General features: G+C 42.1%; 20 protein-coding genes and 3 pseudogenes. 17 read left to right on the forward strand and 6 right to left on the reverse strand.

Annotated elements, in window-relative coordinates; genetic code table 11:
• Nucleotides 1–2: 2 nt before the first annotated feature.
• The 8 genes and pseudogenes from R8389_RS00500 (at nt 3) to R8389_RS00535 (ending at nt 9094) form a co-directional block, all read left to right on the forward strand.
• Nucleotides 3–800: an MBL fold metallo-hydrolase gene (locus tag R8389_RS00500; protein WP_317637561.1), complete on the forward strand. Its 798-nt coding sequence runs from the start codon at nt 3–5 to the stop codon at nt 798–800.
• Between the two features lie 55 nt (nt 801–855).
• Nucleotides 856–2064, forward strand: a complete 1209-nt coding sequence (locus R8389_RS00505; RefSeq protein WP_317637562.1) for a S1C family serine protease — start codon at nt 856–858, stop codon at nt 2062–2064.
• 488 nt (nt 2065–2552) lie between these two features.
• Nucleotides 2553–3032: a 23S rRNA (pseudouridine(1915)-N(3))-methyltransferase RlmH gene (gene rlmH, locus R8389_RS00510; protein WP_317637563.1), complete on the forward strand. Its 480-nt coding sequence runs from the start codon at nt 2553–2555 to the stop codon at nt 3030–3032.
• A gap of 106 nt (nt 3033–3138) precedes the next feature.
• Entirely contained in the window at nt 3139–4119 is a 981-nt protein-coding gene (locus tag R8389_RS00515) for a LacI family DNA-binding transcriptional regulator (protein WP_317637564.1), read from the forward strand.
• Nucleotides 4120–4233: 114 nt separating this feature from the next.
• Complete coding sequence (locus R8389_RS00520) at nt 4234–5658, forward strand: family 43 glycosylhydrolase (RefSeq protein ID WP_317637565.1); 1425 nt, start codon at nt 4234–4236, stop codon at nt 5656–5658.
• A gap of 6 nt (nt 5659–5664) precedes the next feature.
• A pseudogene (locus R8389_RS00525) lies at nt 5665–7083 on the forward strand (PTS transporter subunit EIIC); the annotation flags it as partial.
• Between the two features lie 105 nt (nt 7084–7188).
• A pseudogene (locus R8389_RS00530) lies at nt 7189–7572 on the forward strand (PTS sugar transporter subunit IIA); the annotation flags it as partial.
• Nucleotides 7573–7675: 103 nt separating this feature from the next.
• Nucleotides 7676–9094: a glycoside hydrolase family 32 protein gene (locus R8389_RS00535; RefSeq protein ID WP_317637566.1), complete on the forward strand. Its 1419-nt coding sequence runs from the start codon at nt 7676–7678 to the stop codon at nt 9092–9094.
• A 32-nt stretch (nt 9095–9126) separates the two neighbouring features.
• On the opposite strand, the gene R8389_RS00540 is transcribed toward R8389_RS00535, so the two are convergent.
• Nucleotides 9127–9780 (reverse strand): energy-coupling factor transporter transmembrane component T family protein, encoded by a 654-nt coding sequence (locus tag R8389_RS00540; protein WP_317637567.1) that lies wholly within the window; start codon nt 9778–9780, stop codon nt 9127–9129.
• Nucleotides 9781–9790: 10 nt separating this feature from the next.
• Nucleotides 9791–11152, reverse strand: a complete 1362-nt coding sequence (locus R8389_RS00545; protein WP_317637568.1) for an ATP-binding cassette domain-containing protein — start codon at nt 11150–11152, stop codon at nt 9791–9793.
• A 271-nt stretch (nt 11153–11423) separates the two neighbouring features.
• Here R8389_RS00545 and R8389_RS00550 point away from each other — a divergent pair, with 271 nt between their 5' ends.
• The gene (locus tag R8389_RS00550; RefSeq protein WP_317637569.1) at nt 11424–12362 is read left to right on the forward strand and encodes a helix-turn-helix transcriptional regulator; all 939 of its coding nucleotides are present in this window, start codon (nt 11424–11426) and stop codon (nt 12360–12362) included.
• A gap of 34 nt (nt 12363–12396) precedes the next feature.
• Here R8389_RS00550 and htpX read toward each other — a convergent pair whose 3' ends face one another.
• The 3 genes from htpX to R8389_RS00565 all read right to left on the reverse strand — a co-directional run bounded on the left by htpX (nt 12397) and on the right by R8389_RS00565 (nt 15073).
• On the reverse strand, nt 12397–13287 hold the full coding sequence (htpX, locus tag R8389_RS00555) for a zinc metalloprotease HtpX (RefSeq protein ID WP_317637570.1): 891 nt from the start codon (nt 13285–13287) through the stop codon (nt 12397–12399).
• Nucleotides 13288–13301: 14 nt separating this feature from the next.
• Nucleotides 13302–13862: a LemA family protein gene (locus R8389_RS00560; protein ID WP_317637571.1), complete on the reverse strand. Its 561-nt coding sequence runs from the start codon at nt 13860–13862 to the stop codon at nt 13302–13304.
• Between the two features lie 110 nt (nt 13863–13972).
• Nucleotides 13973–15073 (reverse strand): SLC13 family permease, encoded by a 1101-nt coding sequence (locus R8389_RS00565; RefSeq protein WP_317637572.1) that lies wholly within the window; start codon nt 15071–15073, stop codon nt 13973–13975.
• Between the two features lie 184 nt (nt 15074–15257).
• Between R8389_RS00565 and R8389_RS00570 the strand changes: the two genes are divergently transcribed.
• The 3 genes from R8389_RS00570 (at nt 15258) to R8389_RS00580 (ending at nt 16892) form a co-directional block, all read left to right on the forward strand.
• Nucleotides 15258–15611: an iron-sulfur cluster biosynthesis family protein gene (locus R8389_RS00570; protein WP_317637573.1), complete on the forward strand. Its 354-nt coding sequence runs from the start codon at nt 15258–15260 to the stop codon at nt 15609–15611.
• Nucleotides 15612–15716: 105 nt separating this feature from the next.
• Nucleotides 15717–15857, forward strand: coding sequence for a hypothetical protein (locus tag R8389_RS00575; RefSeq protein ID WP_317637574.1), 141 nt, complete (start codon nt 15717–15719; stop codon nt 15855–15857).
• 117 nt (nt 15858–15974) lie between these two features.
• Entirely contained in the window at nt 15975–16892 is a 918-nt protein-coding gene (locus R8389_RS00580) for an HNH endonuclease (protein WP_317637575.1), read from the forward strand.
• A 74-nt stretch (nt 16893–16966) separates the two neighbouring features.
• Here R8389_RS00580 and R8389_RS00585 read toward each other — a convergent pair whose 3' ends face one another.
• Nucleotides 16967–17623 carry a DUF3862 domain-containing protein gene (locus tag R8389_RS00585; protein ID WP_317637576.1) on the reverse strand — a complete coding sequence of 219 codons (657 nt, stop codon included), beginning with the start codon at nt 17621–17623 and terminating at the stop codon, nt 16967–16969.
• 224 nt (nt 17624–17847) lie between these two features.
• Between R8389_RS00585 and R8389_RS00590 the strand changes: the two genes are divergently transcribed.
• The 5 genes and pseudogenes from R8389_RS00590 to R8389_RS00610 all read left to right on the forward strand — a co-directional run bounded on the left by R8389_RS00590 (nt 17848) and on the right by R8389_RS00610 (nt 24526).
• A complete protein-coding gene (locus R8389_RS00590) occupies nt 17848–19533 on the forward strand; it encodes a BspA family leucine-rich repeat surface protein (protein ID WP_317637577.1) in 1686 nt (561 codons plus the stop codon).
• A 43-nt stretch (nt 19534–19576) separates the two neighbouring features.
• Nucleotides 19577–20898 (forward strand): annotated as a pseudogene (locus R8389_RS00595) (replication-associated recombination protein A).
• A gap of 55 nt (nt 20899–20953) precedes the next feature.
• A complete protein-coding gene (locus tag R8389_RS00600) occupies nt 20954–21868 on the forward strand; it encodes an alpha/beta fold hydrolase (RefSeq protein WP_317637578.1) in 915 nt (304 codons plus the stop codon).
• Between the two features lie 126 nt (nt 21869–21994).
• The gene (locus R8389_RS00605; protein WP_317637579.1) at nt 21995–23254 is read left to right on the forward strand and encodes an SLAP domain-containing protein; all 1260 of its coding nucleotides are present in this window, start codon (nt 21995–21997) and stop codon (nt 23252–23254) included.
• A gap of 213 nt (nt 23255–23467) precedes the next feature.
• Nucleotides 23468–24526, forward strand: coding sequence for a helveticin J family class III bacteriocin (locus tag R8389_RS00610; RefSeq protein ID WP_317637580.1), 1059 nt, complete (start codon nt 23468–23470; stop codon nt 24524–24526).
• Nucleotides 24527–24578: the final 52 nt, after the last annotated feature.

Raw genomic sequence — 24578 nt, forward strand, 5'->3', positions numbered from 1 at the left:
GAGTGCGAGTTTCTATTTTAGCTAGTGGTTCCACAGGTAATAGCAGCCTAATTGAGACCGCCCAGCATAAGATTTTGATGGATGCGGGCCTTTCTGGCAAAAAGATGAAGTTATCACTGGCTGAAGTAGGTGTAGACATTGCCGATATTGATATGGTCTTTTTAAGTCACGATCATGCAGACCACAGTAAGGGACTAGGAGTATTGATGCGGCGGTATCCGCGGCTTGCAGCCTTTGCCAATAGCGGCACCTGGGAATATTTGGCCGAATCCCACAAAATTGGTCAAATTCCCGTTGGCCAAATTAACGTAATTGAACCAGGACAAACGCAAACCTTTGGTGACCTTGAAGTTACTGCCTTTGCCACCAGTCACGATGCGGCTGATCCGCAATACTATGTTTTCACTAGTGGCGGCAAACGGATGGTTTTTTTAACTGATACGGGTTATGTCTCCCAGCAAGTGAAGGGTGTGATCGCCGATGCGGATGCATATCTAATGGAGTTTAATTATGATGACCTGATGCTGCGGAACGGGCCTTACTCCTGGTCCTTAAAGCAGCGGATTTTGTCAGATGTTGGTCACTTGTCCAATGAGGACGCCGGGCATGCACTTGTAGACGTGGTAAGTAGTAAAACTAAACATATCTTTTTGGCCCATCGCAGCCAGCATAACAACACGGCTAAGTTGGCCTATGCTGCTGCTAAGAAAATTTTGCTTAATGCAGACACGGCTTTACCTAGTGATGTTAAAATTGTGCTAGCTGATGCAAGTGTGCCAACTAACTTAGTACAAATTTAATAATATCTTTTTACGGTTTATAGTATATTAAATAAAGATGGATAAAGGAGATTATATGATGGAACAAAAAAATCCTGATCACAGACAAAATGGACTTGTTAAAACGGTGATTGTCGGCGTTGTAGCCGGATTGATTGGGGGCGGTGCCTCTTATGTCGCCCTAGACCAACTTAACAATGCAAATCAGAATAATAATGCGCAGGTCAGCATTAGTTCCGGTAGCGTCAAAACTTCCAAGAATAGTGCCAAAACTAGTGGAGCGATGACACCAGCGTATAACAGTGTTAAGGGGGCGGTCGTTTCGGTCATCAACATGAAGCGGCAGTCAGCTGGTAGCAATTCTTTATTTGATATTTTTGGTGAGGGAAATGACCAGAAGAAGGATAAGGGCAAGTTACGGACTTACAGTGAAGGCTCTGGCGTCATCTACACAAAAACTGGCAATAAGGGTTACATAGTAACTAACAACCACGTTGTAGCAGGTAGTGACAAGGTTCAAGTCATGCTCTCAAATGGGAAGACGGTAAATGCAAGTATCGTCGGGACGGACGCTACTACCGACTTGGCAGTATTGGCGATTGATGGCAACTACGTTACGCAGACGGCTGAATTCGGCGATTCTAAGAGTCTGCAGGCAGGTCAACCAGTAGTTGCGGTTGGTTCTCCACTTGGTAGTGAATATGCCTCAACGGTTACCCAAGGCATAATTTCAGCACCAGCTAGAAATATCACGACCGCCTCAGCCAACCAGCAAACGGTCATCCAAACCGATGCAGCTATTAACCCAGGCAACTCGGGTGGAGCATTAGTCAACTCGGCCGGTCAAGTTGTTGGGATTAATTCAATGAAACTCTCTCAGTCAAGTGATGGAACTTCAGTCGAAGGAATGGGCTTTGCCATTCCCTCAAATGAGGTGGTAACAATCGTTAACCAGCTGGTCAAGAAGGGTAAGATTGTGCGTCCCCAACTGGGTGTCAAAGTAGTTGCTCTTAATGGGATTCCAGCGAGTTACCGGAAACGGCTTAACATTAAGTCAAACCTGAAGAATGGAATTTACATTGCGAGTGTCACCAAGAATGCTGCAGCTGATAAGGCAGGACTTAAGACCGGTGATGTAATTATCAAGGTTGACAATAAGTCAGTCACCGATGTCGCTTCGTTACACAGTATTTTGTATAATCACAAAGTGGGCGATGATGTTACTTTAACGATTAATCGTGGTGGAAAAGAAAGAGATGTCCACGTTAAGTTGGGAGAAAATTAGATTAGATAATATTCTTTAATTAGGCAATAAAAAGGCTATACTGGGCGATTTTTCTCCTAGGTATAGCTTTTTTGCTAACAATATTGATGAGAAACATAAAATAGTTCGGAAATATTGTTTGTCAAGGGTGAAGCCAAGTACAATTCCTTGTTGATAATTGTGGATAATTTTGTGGATTGTGCATAAAAAGGGCTAAAATCAGCTTCAGCAATTGTGGATAAGCTGTGACTTGTGTGTAAATACCAGTGCAGATTTTTTGTTCAAACAGCTGTTCAAGCTATGATATCAATGTTTTGGCGTCAAAGTTTGTGAATCTGGCCGCAACGTAAAGTAATGTGGGTAAATTTACTGACTAAAAATAAAGAAAATTGTCAAACACAACTTGTGCGTCTCAATCAGCTGCTAACCACAAAATCTAGTTTCAACTTGTGCACAACTGTGGAAAAAGCAGGTGGAAACAATGCGAATAGGGGGATAAAATAAAAATTATGAATATTAAGCTTGTTTGTGTCGGAAAACTAAAGGAAAAGTACTTTAAAGATGCGATTGCTGAATACCAAAAGCGGCTGGGCCGCTTTGCCAAGATGCAAATTATCCAAGTGCCAGATGAAAAGGCACCTGAAAAGTTTAGTGCAGCTGAGCAAGAGCGGGTTAAAGAAATAGAGGGGCAACGGATCCTAAGTAAAATTAAGGAAAAGGAATACGTCTACGTTACCGCCATTAAGGGCAAGGAACGCAGCAGCGAGGACTTTGCCCGTGAATTAAAGGATTTAACGACTTATGGCCACTCTGACCTAACCTTTGTCATTGGGGGCAGTCTTGGTACTAGTAGTGCAGTTAATCAGCGAGCGGATGATCTGATTAGTTTTGGCAAGTTGACGATGCCGCACCAGTTAATGCGGGTGGTACTAATTGAGCAGATCTACCGCGGCTACATGATCAATAGCGGCAGTCCCTACCATAAATAACTTTTTCGGCAGGTCAAATAATGGTGAAAATCAAAATTTTATTTTGTTAAGTTTACTTTATGGTAAAGTAATGAATATTAGAAGTTGATTTTGAGATAGGTTTTGTATGAAAAAAGTTGGTATTCGCGAAGTTGCACAAGAGGCTGAAGTCTCTACTGCGACAGTCTCTCGGGTTTTAAATAATCGGGGCTATATTAGTCAAGAAACACGGAATAAGGTGCAGTCCGCTATGAGCAAGCTGGAGTACTACCCTAATGACTTAGCTCGAGCTTTGTATAAAAAAAGAACCTATACAGTGGGATTGATTTTTCCCTCAAATGTTCATCCGTTTCAAGCTGAATTGATTCAAGATATTGAATATTTGCTATCCCAACAGGGATATAAGGTTTTGCTTTGCAATAGTCTTAATAACCCCCAAAAAGAAATTGCTTATTTAACCATGCTCCGAAAAAATCAAGTAGACGGAATAATTGTGGGAACGCACAATAAGCATATTGGGGATTACAACGGTTCTAACTTGCCAATTGTGGCAATTGATCGTGACTTGGGTAAGAACACTACGACCGTGGCTTGTGATAATTATGCTGGCGGTGAGCTGGCGGTACAACTGTTAATCAATCGTGGGTGTAAGCAGATTCTCGATATTAGGGGGGACAGTTCAATTAAGTTACCAGCCAATGACCGGACAGTCGCTTATCAGAATTTGATGAAGAAATATGGACTAAAAACGTATATTTTAGAAGTTCCTTTTGTGTTACCAGCAGAAGAGAAAAAGGCGCTAATTGAAACGTATCTGCATGATAATCCTGAGATTGATGGAATTTTTGCGGGTGATGATTTGCTAGCTTCGATAGCTATCTTTTATCTAGAAGCTCACCACAAAAAAGTTCCCACAGATGTCAAGGTTATTGGTTTTGATGGAGCTAAACAAACATTACTATACAATCCCCGGTTAACCACAATTAGACAGCCAATTGATCAGATAGCTGAGACAGCAACTACCAAGTTAATTAATAAAATAAACGGAAAAAAAGAAAAAGATCAATTAAAATTACCTGTTAGTCTAGTTTTAGGCCATACGGTATAAAAAAAGCCAGTTAAGCTCTGGCTTTTATTTTTAAGTTTATGTAACCGGTTGACATATGTAACGGGTTGCATTATATTTTATTAGTAATGAAAGTGCTAACAAGGAGATAAGTGAATGGAAAAGAAAGCGACTAATAATCATCAAATATATTATCAACCAAAAAATGTTTGGGTTGGTGACATCATGCCTTATGCGAACGACGGAAAATTTTACATTTATCATCAGCGTGATCAAAGGGTTCATGGTCCGATTACGGATCCTTTTGGCTGGGCACTCGCAACGACAAAAGACTTTGTTAATTATCAGGATTACGGGGAGTCACTAAAACGGGGAAGTGATCAAGATTGGGATCAGTTTGTCTATGCAGGTTCTGTGTTTGAAGCTAATGGAACGATTCATGCTTTTTACACTGGTTATAATAAGGAATTTTTACAGGCAGGAAAAACATCACAAATCTTGTTACATGCGACTAGCAATGATTTTATCCATTGGAAGAAGTCGATTAATGCCCTAAAATTAACACCACAGCCAGGCTATGATATCCGTAATTGGCGCGATCCATCAGTTATTTGGGATGAACGTAAACAAGAGTATCTGTTAATTCTCGGTGCACGTAAGGGTAAAGACAAGCATAAATTGACTGGCCGTCTGGTTAAGTACACGTCAAAAGACTTAGAAAATTGGCAGTTTGAAGGCGATTTTTGGGCACCCAATTTGTACACGATGTTTGAGATGCCCCAGTTGTTCCAAATGGGCGACTGGTGGTACTTGGTTTATTCAGAATATAGCGTTAAAAATAAGGTTTTTTATCGAATGAGCAAGAGTTTAGACGGCCCCTGGCTTAAACCTAAAGACGAGGCCTTTGATGGACGGGCTTATTATGCAGCTAGGACAGCCTTTGACGGGAAACGGCGCGTTCTTTTTGGTTGGGTACCAACTAAGTTAAATGAAGATGATATGAGCAATTACGAGTGGGGTGGTACCTTTGTACCACAAGAAGTATACCAACGTCGGGATAAAACGTTAGGTGTTCGACCAATTGCAGAAATTTGTGAAGCCTTTACCAGTAAGCAAAAAATCCCGGCGCAAAAAATAGGCGCGGTGGATACGCTTCAAGAAAAAACACTTGTAGAAAATACTGGTTATCATTTTTATTTTCATACGACAATTAGCTTTAGTGAAAGTACTACGGATTTTTCTATCCGACTTTATAAGAATAATGCTACAGATGAATCGTATGAGTTCAGATTTAACCTAGATGAGAATCAATTAACATTAGATAAGAATCCTTGTTATCGTTGGTATCAGATGATGGATAAAGGACTTAATCGGCCAATTAATTTAGAGGCTAACCAAGACTATGATTTAAAAGTAATAGTTGATGATAATATTTTATCGCTTTATCTAGATGGGGTTGCACTCAACACGAGAGTTTATCACAAGTTTGGTACGTCCTTAGCACTGACCGCTACTAATGGCAACTTAAGTTTGAGTAATATTGAATTTTCGAATAAGTATCAAAATGCTAAAAAGGGGTAGAAACTAATGCTAGATTATAAAAAAATTGCCCAAGCGGTTTTAGACAATGTGGGCGGATCTGATAATGTTGTTAGTGCGACACATTGTGTAACGCGATTAAGGTTAGTCCTAAAAGATATCGATAAAGCTGATCAAGAAGCCTTAAATGAAATTGACGGAACGCAAGGAGTTATTTATAATAGCGGCCAATTACAGATTATTTTTGGTCCAGGTGCGGTTGAAAAAGCTTATGACGCTTTTATTACAGTCTCTGGTACTAAAGAAGTTTCAGTTGATCAAATTAAGGATGAAGGTGCCAAAAGCAAGAATAAGTTCCAACAAGCCTTTAAGGTTTTCGGCGACATTTTCATTCCAATAATTCCTGCCTTCATAGGCGCTGCTATGATTCTTGGCTTGAGGTCACTATTAACAACGCCAGGAATGTTTGGCATGACTAAGTCGTTAGCTGCACAAAGTATCTATGTTGGTGATTTTTGTAAGTTTTTAAACGTAATTGCGACTACTTTTAAAATTTTGCCTGTACTAGTAATGTATACTGCAACAAAGCGGTTTGGTGGTAATCCAATTTTAGGGATTTTAGTTGGATTTGTAATGATTTCGCCTGATTTAGCTGACCGTAACGCGTTTGTGTTAGGCCAGGTTCATCCGGCATACTGGAACCTGTTTGGTTTGAAAATTGCAGCTGTTGGCTTTCAAGGAGGAGTCTTTGCCGCAATTTTGACGGCATGGTTTCAAGCAAAGGTCGAAAAAATCGCTACAAAGTACGTACCGCAAGTTGTTTCGTATATTTTGGTGCCAACAATTACCTTGTTGGCTGCTAATCTCTCGCTATTTTTGCTATTTGGCCCACTGGGATTATGGATTGGTAATGTTTTAGGTGGTATCATTAACTTCCTTTACATGAAAGTAGGCGCTCTGGGTGCATTTGTTTTTGCTGCTGGTCTACAACCACTAGTTGTTACAGGAACGCAGCATGCCATTCAAGGTATTGAAGCTAATTTAATTGTTCAGACGGGATTTGATTATATTCAACCAATCTGGTCGGTTTCGATTATTGCTCAAGGGGGTGGCTGTATTGGCATGTACCTGATTTTAAAACAAAAATCAAAAGATCGTGATATAGCTATCTCAAGTTTTATTCCGACTTTAGTGGGAATTACTGAACCAGCAATCTTTGCAGTTAATCTTAAATATAGTATTGTACCTTTTGTCTGTTCATTTATCGGGGCAGGCTTTGGCGGATTATATATGAAATTGTTCAATGTGAAAGGTTTAGCCCAAGGATTAACTGTACTTCCCGGGTTGACAGTTGCTCGACCGATTGAGCCGTACATTGTTGGCAACTTGATTGCATTTGTGTTACCAATTATATTTATTCTGGTTTGGAACAAGTTTAGACCAATTTTGCCTGAAAGTAAGAGACGTGTTAACCATCGTGAAAGTCAGGTATTAGTTGCAACTGATGATAACTCAATTTTAGCTCCTGCAGATGGAGAATATCTGCCATTAGAAAAAGTTAAGGATAAGACCTTTTCTAAAAAATTAGTTGGCGATGGTTTTGCGATTGAGCCAGATACGGGTGATATCTTTTCTCCAGTCAATGGTAAAGTTATTTCAGTTTTTCCAACTAAACATGCGATTACCCTAGAAAGTGACAATGGAGTTCAAATTTTGCTTCACTTGGGGATCGATACCGTTGATTTAGGCGGAAAAGGATTTACCGTCTTGGTTAAGGATGGTCAGGAAATAGCTGCTGGTGATCCGCTCGCCAAAATGGATTTAAAAGTGATCCAGGCTGCTGGTAAACAAACAACGGTAATGGTTTTATTCCCGGAATACCAGAAAAACTTTACGCTAAAAAATAAGGCGGTTGAAGTGAATCACGGTAACCTGATTTTGCAGTTAGATAAATAAAGTGATTTTAAATAGCTGAGGCGCAAAAATAATTTTGTGCCTCGTGATAAATTTTATAGTATTTAAAATCAGCTGCGGTGTTATTAATAAAAGGAAATTTGTTATGCGAAAAATTGCTAAAATTATTAATGATCGTTATCGATTGAATTATCATGTTTCGACCCCTGGGGGATGGATGAATGATCCGAATGGGTTTTCTTATTTCAATGGCTATTACCATATTTTTTATCAATATCACCCCTATTCGGCTCAAAAGGGTCCGATGCATTGGGGCCATTATCGTAGCAAAGATATGATTCATTGGGAAGAATTGCCAATAGCCCTTGGCCCTAATAGTCAGGCAGATGAAAACGGGTGTTTTTCAGGCAGTGCGATTGTCAAAGATGGTCGGTTATACTTAATTTATACAGGTCATCATTATTTTGACAAAACTGATCATAGTGATTTTTATCAAACACAGAATATTGCATATAGCGATGACGGCGTTAATTTTAAAAAATATGAACATAATCCAGTAATTAAATTTCCTCCCCAAGATAATACCAAGCACTTCCGTGATCCGAAGGTATGGCGTAATGATAATGATTTTTATATGATTCTGGGTAGTCAAGATCAAACAGGCTTAGGCCGCGTTATTATGTATAAGTCCCCCGATTTACTCCATTGGGAATATCTAGGGCCGCTCGCTAATTCGTCAAGTGTTGAAAAAGAAGGTTACATGTGGGAGTGTCCAGACCTATTTTCTTTAAATGGACAAGATGTTTTGTTGTGTTCACCGCAAGGAATCGAGGCTACAGGAGAAAAATATTTGAATCAGTTTCAGACAGGTTATTTTGTTGGTGAAATGAATTACAGTAAAAATAGCTTTACCCATGGTGCTTTTAGCGAGCTGGACCATGGCCATGACTTTTATGCTGCACAAACCACATTAACGCCTGATAACCGTCGTATTGTAATTGCTTGGTTCGGTATGTGGGATGCTGAGTTTCCGGAACAAGCTGATGGCTGGGCAGGCGCACTAACCTTGCCACGTGAATTAACGTTAAAAGATAATCACTTATACATGCGTCCAATTACTGAATTAAAGAGTTTGCGAAAAGAAAAGTTTGTTGATCTGAATAGGATTTTAACAAATGAACAAATTTCAGTCGCGGATGCTCAGCATATCGAGCTTTTGTTAGAGGTAGCGGTAAGTGAATGGAGCGGTAAAGAATTTGCTCTAACTATGAAAAGTGGCCAACAAAACTTAATTACAGTATTGTTTAAAAAGCAAACTAGCAAAGTAATAGTAAAACGAGCGGATAAAGCCGAGAATGATTCAGACCGTTATGGCAAATTAAAGAATTGTACTAAATTGAAGATACGGATATTTATTGACACTAGCTCGATGGAATTTTTTTTCAATGATGGAGAACTGGTATTTTCAGAGCGTTATTATACAGAAACAAAACCTAGCCTTTATTTTAAGGCTGATCAAGCAATTTGTTTGAAAATGATAGGTTATACACTAGTTAATAATTAGTCAAAAAAGTGGGTGGCTGCCCACTTTTTTATTTATGTTAATGTGAACAAGGCCAGGTTAAAAGATAGGAGAATAAATGCAGCAAGTAGCCAGTCTCGCTGCTTAACCGGTACAGTAACGATGACGGACCTGCTAGCCGCCTCATGAAAGCCATGTGATTCCATACCCTGAGCCAGGTTTTCGGCCGAATTCAGCGCAATCAGGATGGCCTTGAAGTAGAGAATGGGTGACCAGAAGCTGAGGTAGACACCGCGCATCATACCGGCCGTTCGGATCTGTTTGACCGCTTGCCGCATTCGCGGAATGATGTTGAGTGCCGCCAGTACCCCGTAGGCGAACTTACTGGGTAAGTGGAAGTTTTGTTCAAACGAGCGTGCCAAGTTCTCCGGGCTAGTGTCAATCGACACGCAATAGATTGTCAGCGTGTAGACGTAAATCCTGCTGGCCAAACTAAACGCGTTATAAAGATCAGGCTGGGGCGCAAACCAGTAGAGCGTGGCAAAGACGGTAAACGCGGCTATAAGCGGGACTGCTAGTGTTAGCAACAGTTTTACGGGACTAATGTGTTTGTAGACGAGGTAAAGAAGCGCAAAAATAATGATAAGCAGGTTGGTGGTCAGGCTGGTCTTGAGCGATATCTCAAGGGAAATAATTAGTGCTAAAACAAACTTAAAACTAGGATTCACTTGGGGTACCTCACTTGTTAACATAGGTTAAATGTTGGTCACTGAAAACGAGGTGGTAGTCGCACCAGTCCGCTAGGCCCGCAAGTTCATGGCTGATGATTAACAGGGTCTGCCCTCGCTGTTTCTGACTTTCCCTGAGCAGCTTCATGACCTTGCGGACAGATTTTGGGTCAAGGCCGCTTAGGGGCTCATCAATCAGCAAAACGTTTGAGTCTGCAATCAGCATCAATAAAATCTGTAACTTTTTTTGCTGGCCGCCGGAGAGGGTGTAGACAACCTGGTCGAGTAACTGGTCTAATTCCAAGTAGGATAGAGCTTCCGTGATCTTTTGACCGGTAAAGAAGCTGCTGGTTTGCTGCTTCTTGCTCAAGGCAATTTCGTCCTTAACCGTAATGTTGATGAACTGGTCGCTCGCGGTCTGGAAAATTTGCCCGACGCGGCGCAAATAGGTGCGGGCCACCTGCTTTTTTATTTCCTTGTCGAGGTAGCCCAGGCTGCCAGAATACGGAATCATCTTGGTGAGCGCACCAAACAGCGAGGTCTTGCCGACGCCATTGGCTCCCGTGATGAGTGTGACCTTACCGGACACAATATCCAGGCGATCCTGGTCAAGCAGCAGACGGTTTTGCGCAATTTTCGTTTTCTTTAGGGTGAAGCAGGCGGATTCACCCGGCTGCGGTAGAGCGAATGTATACGTGTCATTGTGGTGATCGCTTTGCACCAGCAGCTGGTGCATGTCCGCTGCATTAAGCAGAGCTACGGTTTTGTCGTTGAAGCGAAACAAGCAGTCGCAGACGCTCGCGTAGCCCGTCAGGACGTGGTCGCTGAGAATAATGGTTTTGCCCTGGTCACGCAGGTGGGCCAGCTTGGCAATTAAAAACTTCCGTGCCTCGGGGTCGCAGCTGGCAAAAGGTTCGTCGAGCAGAAATAAGTCGATATCCATTGCCACTAGCACGGCCAGTGCCACCCGTTGTTGCTCACCACCGGACATGGTATTGATCTTTTGGTCGAGTAAGCTTTCAATCTGAGTGAACTGCACCGCCTCTTGCAGTCTTTTTGGGTAGTGGGCTGCATTCACCTGCAAATTCTCTAAGGCAAAGATGATTTCTTCGCGGGGAGTCGCCATAGTAAATTGCTCTCCGGCATTTTGAAACATCATCGCCCCTGTAAGCCCGTTTAGGTTGAGTTGCCCGCTAAGTTGACCGGCGTACTTAGGATAGAGGCCGGCCAGTACCTTTAATAGAGTCGACTTACCACAGCCAGTAGGTCCGATTAACAAGGAAAATTTGCTGGTCGGAATGGTTAAGTTGAGGTCAACCAGAATTTTCTTGCCTTCATCGTATGAAAAAGTGAGATTTTTGCTTGTAATCAATGTTTTCACCAATATAAAAAGTCGTCATGGCACCAGCCTGACGACGTAAAAATTGTTCGTTTTCCCTTCGCTGGTATTGTCCATGCAGGTTCAGTGGGTATATTCTCAGCCTAACGGCACCCCAATAGTTCAGGTCAATTATACCTAAAGGGTATTTTTTTGTCTAGTAACAAGGAAGAGCACGAGCTGAAATGCTGAAAAGTCGGTCTGGGCATGTTTTTTAAGTTATAATGAAGTTGTGCAAATAAAGTACTAATAAGAAGGTGAACTTATGGTAGCAGTTAAACTTGAACAGTATCTGGCCAGCATCTTGGCTTCAGCTAAGAATGATACTAATGAAGTCTACTTGGAGCCAGGCAACAAAAACTTGGACTTGCTGACGATTTTTTTGGAAAAGCATAATCAAAATACGCACCGATATCAAGCCACTAATGCGATAATGCTGTATGTGGCGGAAGGGACAGCTAGGATCAAGGTTAATGGGCAGGCTTTCTTAGTTGAAGCAGGTAATTTAGTATTGCTACAGAATAAGTCCAATTATGAAATCGAAAGTCAAAATAGCGGGGATCTGCTGGTTAAGTTGGTCTTTAATTCCAACTTAACCTACCAGAACTTGTTTGCTAAGTTAGCATCGGGGGCAGAGCGTGAACAGCAGGCGGTTGAGCAGGTATTGACTGTACTTAGAGCTAAGGGACTACTCTACTTGAAGAGCACGCGAGTTTCGCAGCCAGCGCAGTTACTAAAAAAGATAATTGATGAATACCTTAACCAAAGTTTGTTTGCTAGTCCAATGATTAATGCTGAATTAACGGTGCTCTTGGCTGAGGCACTTAGAAACCAGTCTCTAACTGAAGCTGCTACAAGCAGTTATGGTTTTGCCCAGACTGCCTTTGATCAATACATTGAAGCCAATTTTGCTAATATTACTTTAGCGCAAGCTGCCCAGCACTTCGGTTTTAATACCAACTACTTTTCTAGTCTGGTCAAGCAGAAAACGGGTAAGAGTTTTGTTGAACACGTTGATGAGCGCCGCATGGAGGAGGCGCGAACGTTGCTGGCGCGGACGGATATCTCGGTTAAGGAAATCATTGCTCGAATAGGTTATTCCGGTAAGTCTTTCTTTTATCGCAAATTCAATGATTATTACCATGAAACGCCGATGCAGATGCGGGCAGAGTTGTTTAGGCAGGCTAAAATTAACTTAAAATAAAAAGGCACCACTAAGGTGCCTTTTTGAATAATAATTACATTTTTTCTAGCCGTTTGATGCGATCTGCGGTCGGGGGATGACTGTCAAACAAATGGCTGAGGCCATTCTTTTTGCGCAGGGGATCTTCAATATACAGTCCAGCGCTGCTGGCATCGGCCTTTTTCATTGGCCCAGTACCTGAAATTTTTTCGAGGGCTGAAATCAGACCCTGCGGGTTACGCGTTAATTCTACTGCTGAAGCATCAGCTAGATACTCTCGATTGCGCGACAGAGCCATCTGAGCCAGGCTGGCACAAATCGGTCCCAAGATCAAAACAAAGATAATGGCAACGACTTTAAAGACGACCACGAAGGTGCTGTCACTATCGCTGTCATTGTCGTCATCAGCCCACCAGATGAAGTGGCTAGCCAGGCCTGAGAGATAGGAAATGACCCCAACTAAAACAGCTGCCACAGTAGAAACTAGGATGTCATAATTACGAATGTGAGAAATCTCGTGGCCTAGGACGCCCTCCAGTTCCTCGCGATTCATCAAATCGAGCAGGCCTTGGGTGACAGCAATCGCAGCATGGTCGGGATCACGTCCTGTTGCAAAGGCGTTAGGACTTTGATCAGCAATGATAAAAACGCGTGGCATGGGCACCCGGCCCACCATCGCCATATCTTCAACGACGTGCCACAAGGTTGGATTGTCCTGTTCGCTGATTTCTTGGGCATGATTTAGGCTCATGACCAAGTTAGCCGGATTGGGCAAAACAAGTAACATATAGATAACACTGAGCACTAGTGCAATACCTAAGCCTAACCAAGGTCGATTGCCGAAGAGATAGCCTAAACCTGCACCAGCCAGCGCCAAAATGACGGCAAAGACGGTCATGATGCCGACCGTTTTGCGCTTATTACGAGCAATTTGTTGAAATAACATAAAGCACCTGATACTTAAAACTTAACTTTAGGTACTTCCTTTTCTGCTTCACTGGTTTGCAGGTAGTCAACCTTCATGAAACCATGAATTTTAGCAATGATGTTGGAAGGGAAAGTTAACAGCTTTTGATCGTACAAAGCTGCAGATGAGTTGTAAAGCTGTCTAGCATAAGAAATCTTATTTTCAGTATTGGTCAATTCTTCCTGTAACTCGGAGAAGTTTTGGTTGGCCTTCAGGTCAGGGTAATTTTCTGAGAGGGCAAAGATTGTCTTCAAGGAATCGGAAAGTTGGTTTGAAACTTTCATAGTCTCAGCCCGGTCGCCGCTAGGTATATGGGTCAACTGGTTACGTAATTGAACCACGTTTTCCAGGGTTTCCTTTTCGTGTTTGGCATAGCCCTTGGTGGTTTCAACCAAGTTAGGAATTAGGTCGTTGCGCCGCTTTAACTGCACATCGATTTGGCTCCAGGACTCATCTGTGTATACTTTAGCCTTTTGTAAGCTGTTGTAGATTGTAATGTAGAGCGCAACTAATAGAACAACGATAACGATAATAATTATCCAAGTTAAATTCATTATTTTCCTCCTAAATGATATTAATTAATTATAACTGATTATGCTTAATTTTGATATAAAAACAAGTTTCGTATGGCTTTTGCAAATAAAACTTAATAAAATAGTCACTCCTAGATGAGTAATAATAACCAGCCCACAACAGTTAAAATAAGTAACCCGGTGAATTGCATGATTGACCACTTTTTGAAAAATTCGAGTCGTGAAACCGTACCGTTCTGGTTAAAAGTCTTGAGCACCAGCATATTAGCCATCGAACCGATGGGCGAACCAAAGCCGCCAATGTTGGTTCCCAAAAACAGGGCTTGAGCGTATGGGGTGAACTTACCAACTAAAATAGTAGCGGGCACGTTGCTAATAATCTGGCTAGAAAGAATGGAAGTGAAGTAGGTTGAATTCTCCGAATTGATCATAGTGTCGATAACCGTGACAATGAGGGGGATTTGCTGAATATCACTAATAAAAATAAAGAAGCAGGTAAAGGTCAACAAGAGGGCATAGTCGATCTTTAAAAGAATGCGGGGATTGATTAAGACGGCCAAGAAAATGGCGATTACCATGGGGATGGCGACGTTGATGACTTTGAAGACACCCAAAAAGAAGAGGGCAAAGACGATGGTGGTGATAACGGTTGGTCTAATACTGATGCTAATTTGCTTAACGTCCTGCATGGGAATCTGGGTGCGCGGGATAAAGTGGAAAATGATAAAAGTGATGACTAGTGCAGACAACAAGTATGGTAGTGACCAGGAAAAAAATTCAAGGGCCCCAACGGAGTACTTACTCACTAAGAAAATGTTGTGAGGATTGCCCCAGGGCGTAAAGGCAGCACCAATGTTAGCCCCCATGCCAATTAAAGTAACGGGCAAGATTTGCGGCAAGTCACACTTTTTAGCAATGTTAAGGTATAGGGGAATCAGGGTGAGGGCAGTAATGTCGTTGCCTAAAAACATCCCGGAAATGATGGCTAGCAAGGTAAACAAAATATTTAGTTTGCGCATATTGTCGGCAATACTAGTCAATTTGTAGGCTAGGACATCGAGAACGTGCAGATAAGCATAAATTTGGATGATGATTAGCATCGCGGCAACGGAGAAGATGGTATGTAGGTTAATATCCCCAAGCCGCGGTCGAGCAAAAAAAAGGCTGATAATCGTTACTAGTACAGTAATTTGTAGGATTTTATCGCTAAAAATCTTTTTTAAGACGGTCATCAAGTGTCCCCTTTCACAAGATCCAATCATCGTAAACACTACGCTTATTTTGAGCTTTTTTTTGATTGTGTGCAATAAAAAACTATTATCCTAGATTACTAAGAAAGGTAAACAACTTTTTTGACGGTATGACTAGAGTGACCTATAGTTAGAGCAGATAGTAAGAAATTAAGGAGTTTTGTGCATGAGTGATACTAAAACAATCCAGATGAAGATTAAAGCAGCCGCGGCTGAGAAGATTAATAGTGTAGCTAAGACGGGCCAAGTGATTATCTTGGCCTTAAATGATGGTTCTAATAAGTATTCTGATCTTGGCGGTAGCTGTACGATTGGTGCAAATTTTCAGTTTGTGGTTTTGTCCCAAAGAGACCCTGACTTTGCAGTTAAGGTTGCTAACAACGCTGGTCTCAATCTTTACACCAGTGCAGCCGAGCTTCAGTTTTTGGAAGATAATTTAGTGGTTGACGAAAAAAACACCGTCCTCACCCTTGCCGATGATAGTGGCATTATTGATAATGCGGTAACGATCAAGCATTAATTGAGCCTAAATTAAGGCGCAATTGTTGGGTCAAACCTTGCTTGAACAGGCCTTCCGTGGTAAACTAAAAAAGATTTTCGAAAATCTGAAAGGAAGTATAGTACTATGCGTAAAGGTGAAAATTACAACACCGGTTGTGAACCGGGCCAAAGACCTAAGAACAAGAGAAATGGTAAAAGACGCGTTGCTCACGTAGCAGCAGTTGTTGCTTTTTTGAACAAGGCTAAAGCAGACGAAAACAAGTAGTTTGTGATTAATCAATAAAAAGTGGGTTACGATGATAATCCACTTTTTTTATTGCCGCATTTTGGGTAGAATGAGGTCAACGGCTGGCTATTTGCCCCCTAAAGGAGAAGTCTAAAAGTGAAATTTCAATGTAGTAGCTGTGGCTTGCGTATGAATTCAGGTCATTTTAAGCAGGCGGGCCAGGTTAATCCCCGACTGACTAGTATCTGTGATTTGTGTATCCAGCGCGGGGAGAACCCGGAGGACTTTGCTAACGAAACTGTCAGTGTGTTCGCCCAGTGTCTACTCTATAGCTTTATCGGCAAGAGCGGTGAAGACGTCGCAAATGCGTTCCTAGTTGCCGCAAAAGAAGCGCGTAAACGCTACGAGGCCTTCATCCAGGACTATGACGGCAACAGCCTAGCCCGGCAGCAGTTGGCCCGGCAAGACTTTAACCAAGCCGTGATTGACAGCGAAAAGGGGCAAATTGACTTTGTTCCTCAGCTTGATCTGACTTTTGCAGAAAATTTGCAAAAACTGGGTCTGAAGGTTGACTTTAAGCTGAACGAGGTTGATTACATTGATCGTGAGCGAATTCGCGTCAAGTATAACTACCGTTGCCAATATTGCGGCCGGCGCGGTCGCAGCGTCGACCACAAGAACCCGGTCTCGTTGTCCCGCAACAACGACCTGGACAACCTTATTCTGTCCTGTTCTGAGTGCAACCGGATCAAGTCCAACATGCCCTACGAATTATTCGTTGAATTAAATAAGCAAATTCCGCAGGCCAACCGTAAACTAGTTAGGTATGAGAATGCATTGGCAACGCTAAAGGGTGAGTTTGAGCAGAGGCGGCGTGCATTAGCGGCGCAGATGCACCTGAAGGGTGTCGTTACCGACCCTGAATTGAACCAGCTGCGTAGACAGAACAAAAAGCTGCAAGATGCCATTGACAGCTTGACCAGCGACTATAATGCGCTGCGGAACGTGCGCGAGCAGCATTTTATGACGGGCTGGCGGCTGAGCCAAATAAGTAAACGAGAAGACATTGTTTAAAGTATTGTAAGCTAAAAATAAGTAATTAAAGAAGCAGGCACAATCACCTTAAAATGATCAGTGCCTGCTTTTAGTTATTTGTTGCCTAAACTATCTTGGTGCTTGCCACTAACTTTGCCATCTGAGATATGAATTATAATCATTGTCAACTTTCCGGAATTTGGCTCCTTGTGTGCTACGCCGATAGCGTAAGAAATAATTTCATTAGAGTGCTCACCAATAGCAGTATCAGGCAAGTCCGTACTATAGCCATCAGGTCGACCTAAAATGCGATAAACTTCCTTTTTGGTCTGACCTTTTTTGATCTTCTTGTAGTCTGTCGTGGTTAATTTGGTCGGCCTTTTGACCGCCAGATTGTTAAACTGCTTGCTTACAACATTTCCCTTTTTATCCGCCGTGACGGAAATTAGTCCGTTAGTAGTGTGCTGGACCTTAGTCCACTTCATAGTAGAGAAGTCCCCGTATGTAGCACTTTGTCCAGGAGTAGGTTTCCCCAGTAGAGTTATTACATCCTTTAACTTGGCCGGGTGCCGCTGATCGATCCGGATTGCCTCATACTTCTTAAAAGAAATGCCCGTTTTCGATCCGCCGATTGATTCATGACCTCTGACTACCGTCTTTTTCCTGGTGATGACTGTCTTGGTATTCTTGGTTTTATCGTTAGTATTTGTACATGCAGTTACAGAAATTGCAGTAAGAAGAGCGATAATGGTTAAAGTTGCTTTTTTCATTTATTTTCCTCTAACATCATTTATGATTATTATTAAACAATTCTTTTAAGTTGCCGTCAATTTCATTTGGGAGAAGACTTGCCATTAATGGCGGATAATTAAACCGCAACTACTAAATTTATAGTACGCTTGGTGCTGAAGATTAACTAGTATTAATCCTAAAGTAGAGCAAGAAAATAAGAAATTTAGAATGTAATCTGTTTTACTCGTTAAAGGGTCTATAATTGAAGCAAGGAGAAAAGGTGATAATAATGAAGAATAAAAAGAAGGTCCAATTTGGCCTTAGACTTAACAAAGGTGTCCTTAGTTTGGCCGCAGCTTCCTTAAGCGCCCTGCTTATCACTAGTCTAGTAGCGGTTAAAACGACTGCCGACACTATAGCACCAGTAACTCAGACCGACAATTCTAACTCAGGTTTGTGGACGGGCAAAGACGGTGACTGCGACTGGAACTACGATCTGGTCACGCGGACGCTGACCATTAGCGGCAGTTCGGGCAGCCAGCTGTCCAGCACGCCGCTTGCCCAGGAATTACCCTGGCACTACAACGTTAACCACATCGTAATCAACGGTCCAATCAAGCTGCCCGTGAACGCGCAGGGCAAGTTTGCTAATTTCGAATACCTGCAGGACATCAGGGGTATGGACCAGGTTGATACCAGCGCCACGACCAACATGGCTAGCCTGTTTGAGAAGGACGAGTTTCTGACCAGCGTTGACACCAGCAACTTCGACACGCACAACGCGACAGATATGTCTAAAATGTTTTCTCAGACTGCAATTAAAAGCCTGGCCTTGGCCAACTTTGACACGCGCAAAGTGACGAATATGGCCGGCATGTTTGCTGGCACCAAGACCCCGCAGCTGGACCTGACGCACTTCGATACTAGCAACGTCACCGACATGTCCAACATGTTCATGAATAACGCGACCCAGACGCTTGACGTAGCCGGCTTCAAGACGGACAAGGTGACCACGACGGCCGGCATGTTCCAGGGAGCCGCAGCCTCAAAGCTGGATGTCAGTTCCTTTGATACTAGCAGGGTAACAAACATGTCTAACATGTTCAGCCGGATGGGCAACCTGACTAGCCTGGATCTGCACAATTTTGATACTAGCAACGTGACCAACATGGACAGCATGTTTCTGTATGATTCAGGTTTGACGGACTTGAATATCGCCAGCTTCTCCACCAAGAAGGTGACCATTATGAATCACATGTTTGCCGGTATGGGTAAGATAGAGCGCCTGGACCTGCGGGGTCTGGACACGCGCAACGTGACCAACATGGTGTCTATGTTTGCGGAGGATGCCAAGTTAACCGACCTAGACGTGAGCCATTTTAAGACCGGCAAGGTCACAGACATGGGCTTCATGTTTAGCAAGTGCGCTAGCCTTACCAGCTTGGACGTAAAGAACTTCGACACGCGCAACGTTGATAGCATAGCGTACATGTTTTCCGGCCTGAAGCGGGTCAAGATGCTGGACCTGCATACCTTCAAGACGGGCAAGCTGCGGTTCATGACCGGCGCGTTTGCCGATGATGCCGTGCTGACCAGCGTCAACCTGAAGAGCTGGGACACGAGCATGGTGAAGATGATGTACAGCCTATTTGAAAACGACCCGAGCCTGGTTAAGGTGGACCTGAGCAACTTTAAGACCAATAGCCTGACTGAGGCTGACCGCATGTTTAGAAATGACCCAAACCTGATGCAAGTCGACCTGCACGGCTGGAACACGCGCAAGCTGACCGGGACTAGCGAGATGTTCAAGAACTGCACCAGCCTGGTCAAGGCCAACCTGCGGGGCTGGCACACGCCAAACTTAATCGACTCAACGGAGATGTTCAGGAACACCCCGCAGCTGGCCGCCGGCAACTTTAATATGCTTTATCCTTCTGTGCTTGTATAATAAAGAAAAGATTGTTTATGGACTAGCAAAGAAGATGTCATTAATGAAACAAGAATCATTGTTTGCAGGGAACGGTGAAAATACGCCGCTAGCCAGCCGTGTGCGACCGCGCACGCTGGATCAATTTGTGGGCCAGAAGCAATTACTGGGGCCGGGTAAAATTTTGCGGGATTTAATTGACCACGACCAGGTAACCTCGATGATCTTCTGGGGTCCTCCGGGCGTAGGCAAGACCACACTGGCCGAAATCATTGCGCGACAGTCGCAGTCTGCTTTTTACCGTTTCAGCGCCGTTGACAGCAGCATTACCAAGATTCGCAAGATTATGAAGGAGGCTGAAGCCGCGCACGACTTGGGTGAGAAGACGCTGGTCTTCATTGATGAAATTCACCGCTTCAACAAGGCTCAGCAAGACGTCTTTCTGCCCTACGTTGAGCGGGGCACGATTACCCTGATTGGTGCAACCACGGAGAACCCATCCTTTGAGGTCAATTCGGCCCTGCTTTCGCGCTGCAAGGTCTTTGTGCTAAAGCCGCTCGCAGTTGCGGATATCGTCCAATTGCTCCAGAATGCGCTGCATAACCCCCAGGGTTTTGGTAAGTTGCACCTTGCAATCAGTGACCGGGAAGTTAAGGCGATTGCCCGGTTTGCTAACGGTGATGCCCGCACCGCACTCAACACGTTGGAGATGGCGGTGTTGAACGGCGACAAACAGGGCGACCGGGTGATCATCACCATGGATAGCTTGGGTCAGCTGATTACGCAAAAGTCTGTTCTCTATGACAAGAACGGCGAAGAGCATTACAACATCATCTCGGCGCTCCATAAGTCGATGCGCAACAGCGACGCCAACGCGGCCATCTACTGGCTGTCGCGGATGCTTGAAGGTGGGGAAGACCCGCTCTACATTGCCCGTCGCCTAGTGCGCTTTGCCAGCGAGGACGAGGTCTGGCCGACACGAACGCGCTCAACGTGGCCATCAACGTTTTTCAGGCCTGCCAGTTTATAGGGATGCCCGAGTGTGACGTCCACCTGGTTGAAGCCGTGACTTACTTGGCTCTTGCACCCAAGTCCAATGCCATTTATAAGGCCCGCCTGGCCGCTGCCAAGGACGTGAAGGAAACCATCGACGAGCCGGTGCCGCTGCAGATTCGCAACGCCCCGACCAAGCTGATGAAGGGCTTGGGCTACGGCAAGGACTACCAGCTGGCGCACGCTACTAAAGACAAGTTAACGACGATGAAGACGATGCCGACTAGCCTGGAGGGACACGAATACTATCTGCCAACCAGTCAGGGGCACGAGGACCGCTTTAAGGCGCGGCTGGAACAGATCAAGCAGTGGCACGAGAAGCATCCGGAATGAGTTGTATGAGAAGTAGTTAGAGTCAAATTTATTTTAAGAAAGAGATAGAGATTAAATGAGTACCTCTGTTATAGAAAATGTTCAGATCAACAATACTGAGCTTTATTTTTCGATTAGTAAAAATCAGAAAAATAAACCAATTATATTATATTTACATGGTGGTCCTGGCGATTCTTGTATTCCACTAACAAAAAAATTTAATGCTGAACTAGAAAACACTTTTACTTTTGTTAATCTTGAACAAAGGGGTAGCGGGCTTTCATACTACAGATTTTCAGAAACAGAAGACTTGACTATGAAAGTGATTTTAGATGATATTTATGAGTTTGTGCTTTACTTATTAAAACGCTTAAATCAAAGGAAATTAGTTGTCATGGGACATTCTTGGGGCTCAGTCCTTGGTATGTTGTTCATTCAGGCTCATCCAGAACTCATATCGCAATATATTGGAATTGGTCAAGTTATTAATATGAAGAAAACTATTGAAGCTCAGAAAGATTTTTTGACAAGTCAAAATAAAGTAAATCACAAAATCAGCCGTTTAGATTTTGATAGGAATCCGGAATATGCTAGTGTGACCTTGACTAAAAAAATTGTATCTAATGGAGGATCAATATATGGTGCTAAGAATTATCGAAAATTAATACTACCATTTATTTTTTCGAAAGATTATTCATTGACAGATTTGATCCATCGTTTGCAAGGTTCTAAACAGTCGATTCAGTTTTTTTGGAAAGATTTAATGAACATTAACTTTGAAAACAAGTTAAATTATGAGGTACCCATACTGTTTTGTGAAGGTCGCAATGATTTTCATGTCACATCTAAACTTGTTTCAGAATATGCCGAAAAAATTACCAGTCCATGTAGAATTATGTGGTTTGAAAATTCTGGTCACTTTCCACAGTGGGAAGAAGCATCTAAATTCAACTGCGATATTACAAAATTTCTAAATAATGAGCATAAATAAATCTTCTATCAAGTAAAAAGCAGTAAGTTATGGCGCTAATATAAAAATGGTATTGTCTTCAAGTTTAGGTTGCTCCAATGTACTATAATTAGCGTGAGAGATTAATTTTATGTTCGAGGTATTATTATGAAAATTAGTAAAAAACTCATCCTAGGAGCAGTTGCTGGTACCCTGGCTCTCGGTACAGCTATTCCATTAGCAACCACCACCAGTAACACAGTTACTGCTGCCACTTCAACTAATAAATTAAAATTAGCCCATGGTGCCTATGTTTTCAACAAGAAGGGTAAACGCCTGCGTACTTATCGCGGCAGCACATGGAAGACCCACCTTAAAAAAGGCGCTACCGTTAAATTTACTGGCACAATCGAACCGACCGAGCGCGATAGCAAACGCTTCTTCTTACTCGATGATGATAACTATAACCAGTCCTGGCTCCCTTATAAGCAAATAAAGGGACAATATTACTATGGCATTGGTGCTGGTGGCTACATTAAAGCTGGCAATGTCAGCCAAATTGCTGGCAAGCCGTTGTATACCTCTGAAGCAACTGTAACCATTACGAATATGGGACCAACGGTGAACCCAATTACCACTGGAACTGGTAACAGTAAAGTAATTTTGAAAAATGGCAAAACTTTTAAGGTTGACTACGTTTACTCTGACTACGGTGGCAATCAAAAACAAAATTATTACCATATATCAAATACAGCTGATGCAAGTTTTGCTTCTAGACTAGTTAAAAGTAAACCAAAACAGAGATTGGCAACACGAACGACAAACACATATGTCAGCTTTATTAATAATAGTAGCGCTTATAGTATTGCTGGTATCCTCAACCCCAATTCTACCAATCAAATTAGTGGCTTTAATAAAAATGAGTATGTTCCTGTAATCGAAGAGCTTTATATTTGGGTAGCACAAGATCAAAAAGCCGAATTATTTTATCGCTTAATGGACAACTCTCTTACAGCTTCTATAAATTCAGAAAGCGCTGCTTTAAACGGACTTCGTTATATTAAGGTTTCAGATACTAAATACTTATCAGGTCCTCAACAAATTCCAATTAACACAGCTGAAGAGGCTCGGCTAGACGCTAAAACAGCTAGTAAAAAGGATAAACAGGCCCTACAAGACCTAATTAACCAAGAAAATACAGTTAAAACTTCAATCAATTATCAAAATACAGATTATAATATTTATGCTTCAACTTATAATGATTACCTTAACAAAGCTAAAGATGTCAATGAATCACTTACAGCAAGTATAAGTGAAGTTAAGCAAACTACTTGGCTGCTATATGAAGCACAGCAAAATTTATTAAATGCGGGAATAGGTCTACCAATTACAGGCGGTACAATGCCAGTCATCTATAGTGAAAAATAAATATTTTAAGGTTACAAATTAAATTCTAATATTGAAATAAAAAACTGACAAATCAACGTTATAAACAACCGAGATTTGTCATTTTTTTATTTACATAATTATAATTTTAGAACATAGGTTTGCTTATTTAGAAAATATGTGCTAAATTAATTATGATCTCGAGATCAAATTAACTTGTTTCAAAATTATTTTTTAATATCGAAAGGAAAAATTATGAACGTTTTTAAAAATCTCAATATTTCATTGAAAGCAAACTTAAAAACTGGTGGAGCTACAGGAGTATACCAAAATGTAGTTCAAAAAGGACATGTCGGTTCAGGCTACATTTATGCCATGCAGTTACACAAAGATACAGATAAAAATGAACTTAATTCTGTTCTCCGTGCTACACCAACTTCCACTCCTTCTACTCCAATTACCTATGGCAATGCAATATTAAATATGAAAAGTTTGGCAGGCGGACATAGCCAAACTTGGGAGTACGCTGGGAAAAAAGGCCAATGGTTTATTGGTACTAAAGGAGTCAATACAGCTAATGATGGCTATAACTGGGCTACACAAATTGCACGGGTTACAATCCCACCTGATACTACAACTCATTATACAAACACTGATTTTCCAAGACTATCCCATTTGAGTAGTGCCGGTAACCAGGAAATCGAACTTAGACGTGCAGAAGCAGCAGTTTCACCTAATTACACATATTTCTTAATTGCAACAATTGATTTAGACGGTAACGGCTATTTCTCATTGTACTATCTAGATGATGTTAACAACGCTTTAACTGGTAAAAGTGCATACAGTATCGCTAACTTAACACCCGTTTCAGATTTTCCACCATTCAAAATTTCTAATATGACACAAAATGTATCAAAAACTATAAAACCTGGTGAGGTGAAAATTGGTTCTATTCAAGGTTACGACATTGATGAAACAGTAGATAAATATAATAACAAGCAGGTAAATATTTATATTTCTAGTGAGTACTCACCTGATAAAGGAGGTCAATCAGAAAAACGCCATATTTACAAAATTCCATGGGGCGCAACTGATAAGTCTGATTGGACTGATATAGACTTAAGCAGAGATGCTAGTGTTGATTACAATGGTTATCCAACTGAATTTGAAAGTGTTCAAGTTATTGGTGAAAACCATTTATACTTGACTGTAGCCTACCATGGCTACTATAACAAAGTAAAGAATGGTAAAAAAGTAAAGACATGGGGCACAATCGCTAATAGAATTTATGAAGTTTCTTGGGAAAACGAGTAGACCAATCGAACTTAACATAATACAGTTTAAACGAAGTAGGTTTAATACTTAG

Origin of the sequence: Lactobacillus xylocopicola (assembly GCF_033096005.1) — a bacterium.
GTDB lineage: Bacteria > Bacillota > Bacilli > Lactobacillales > Lactobacillaceae > Lactobacillus > Lactobacillus xylocopicola.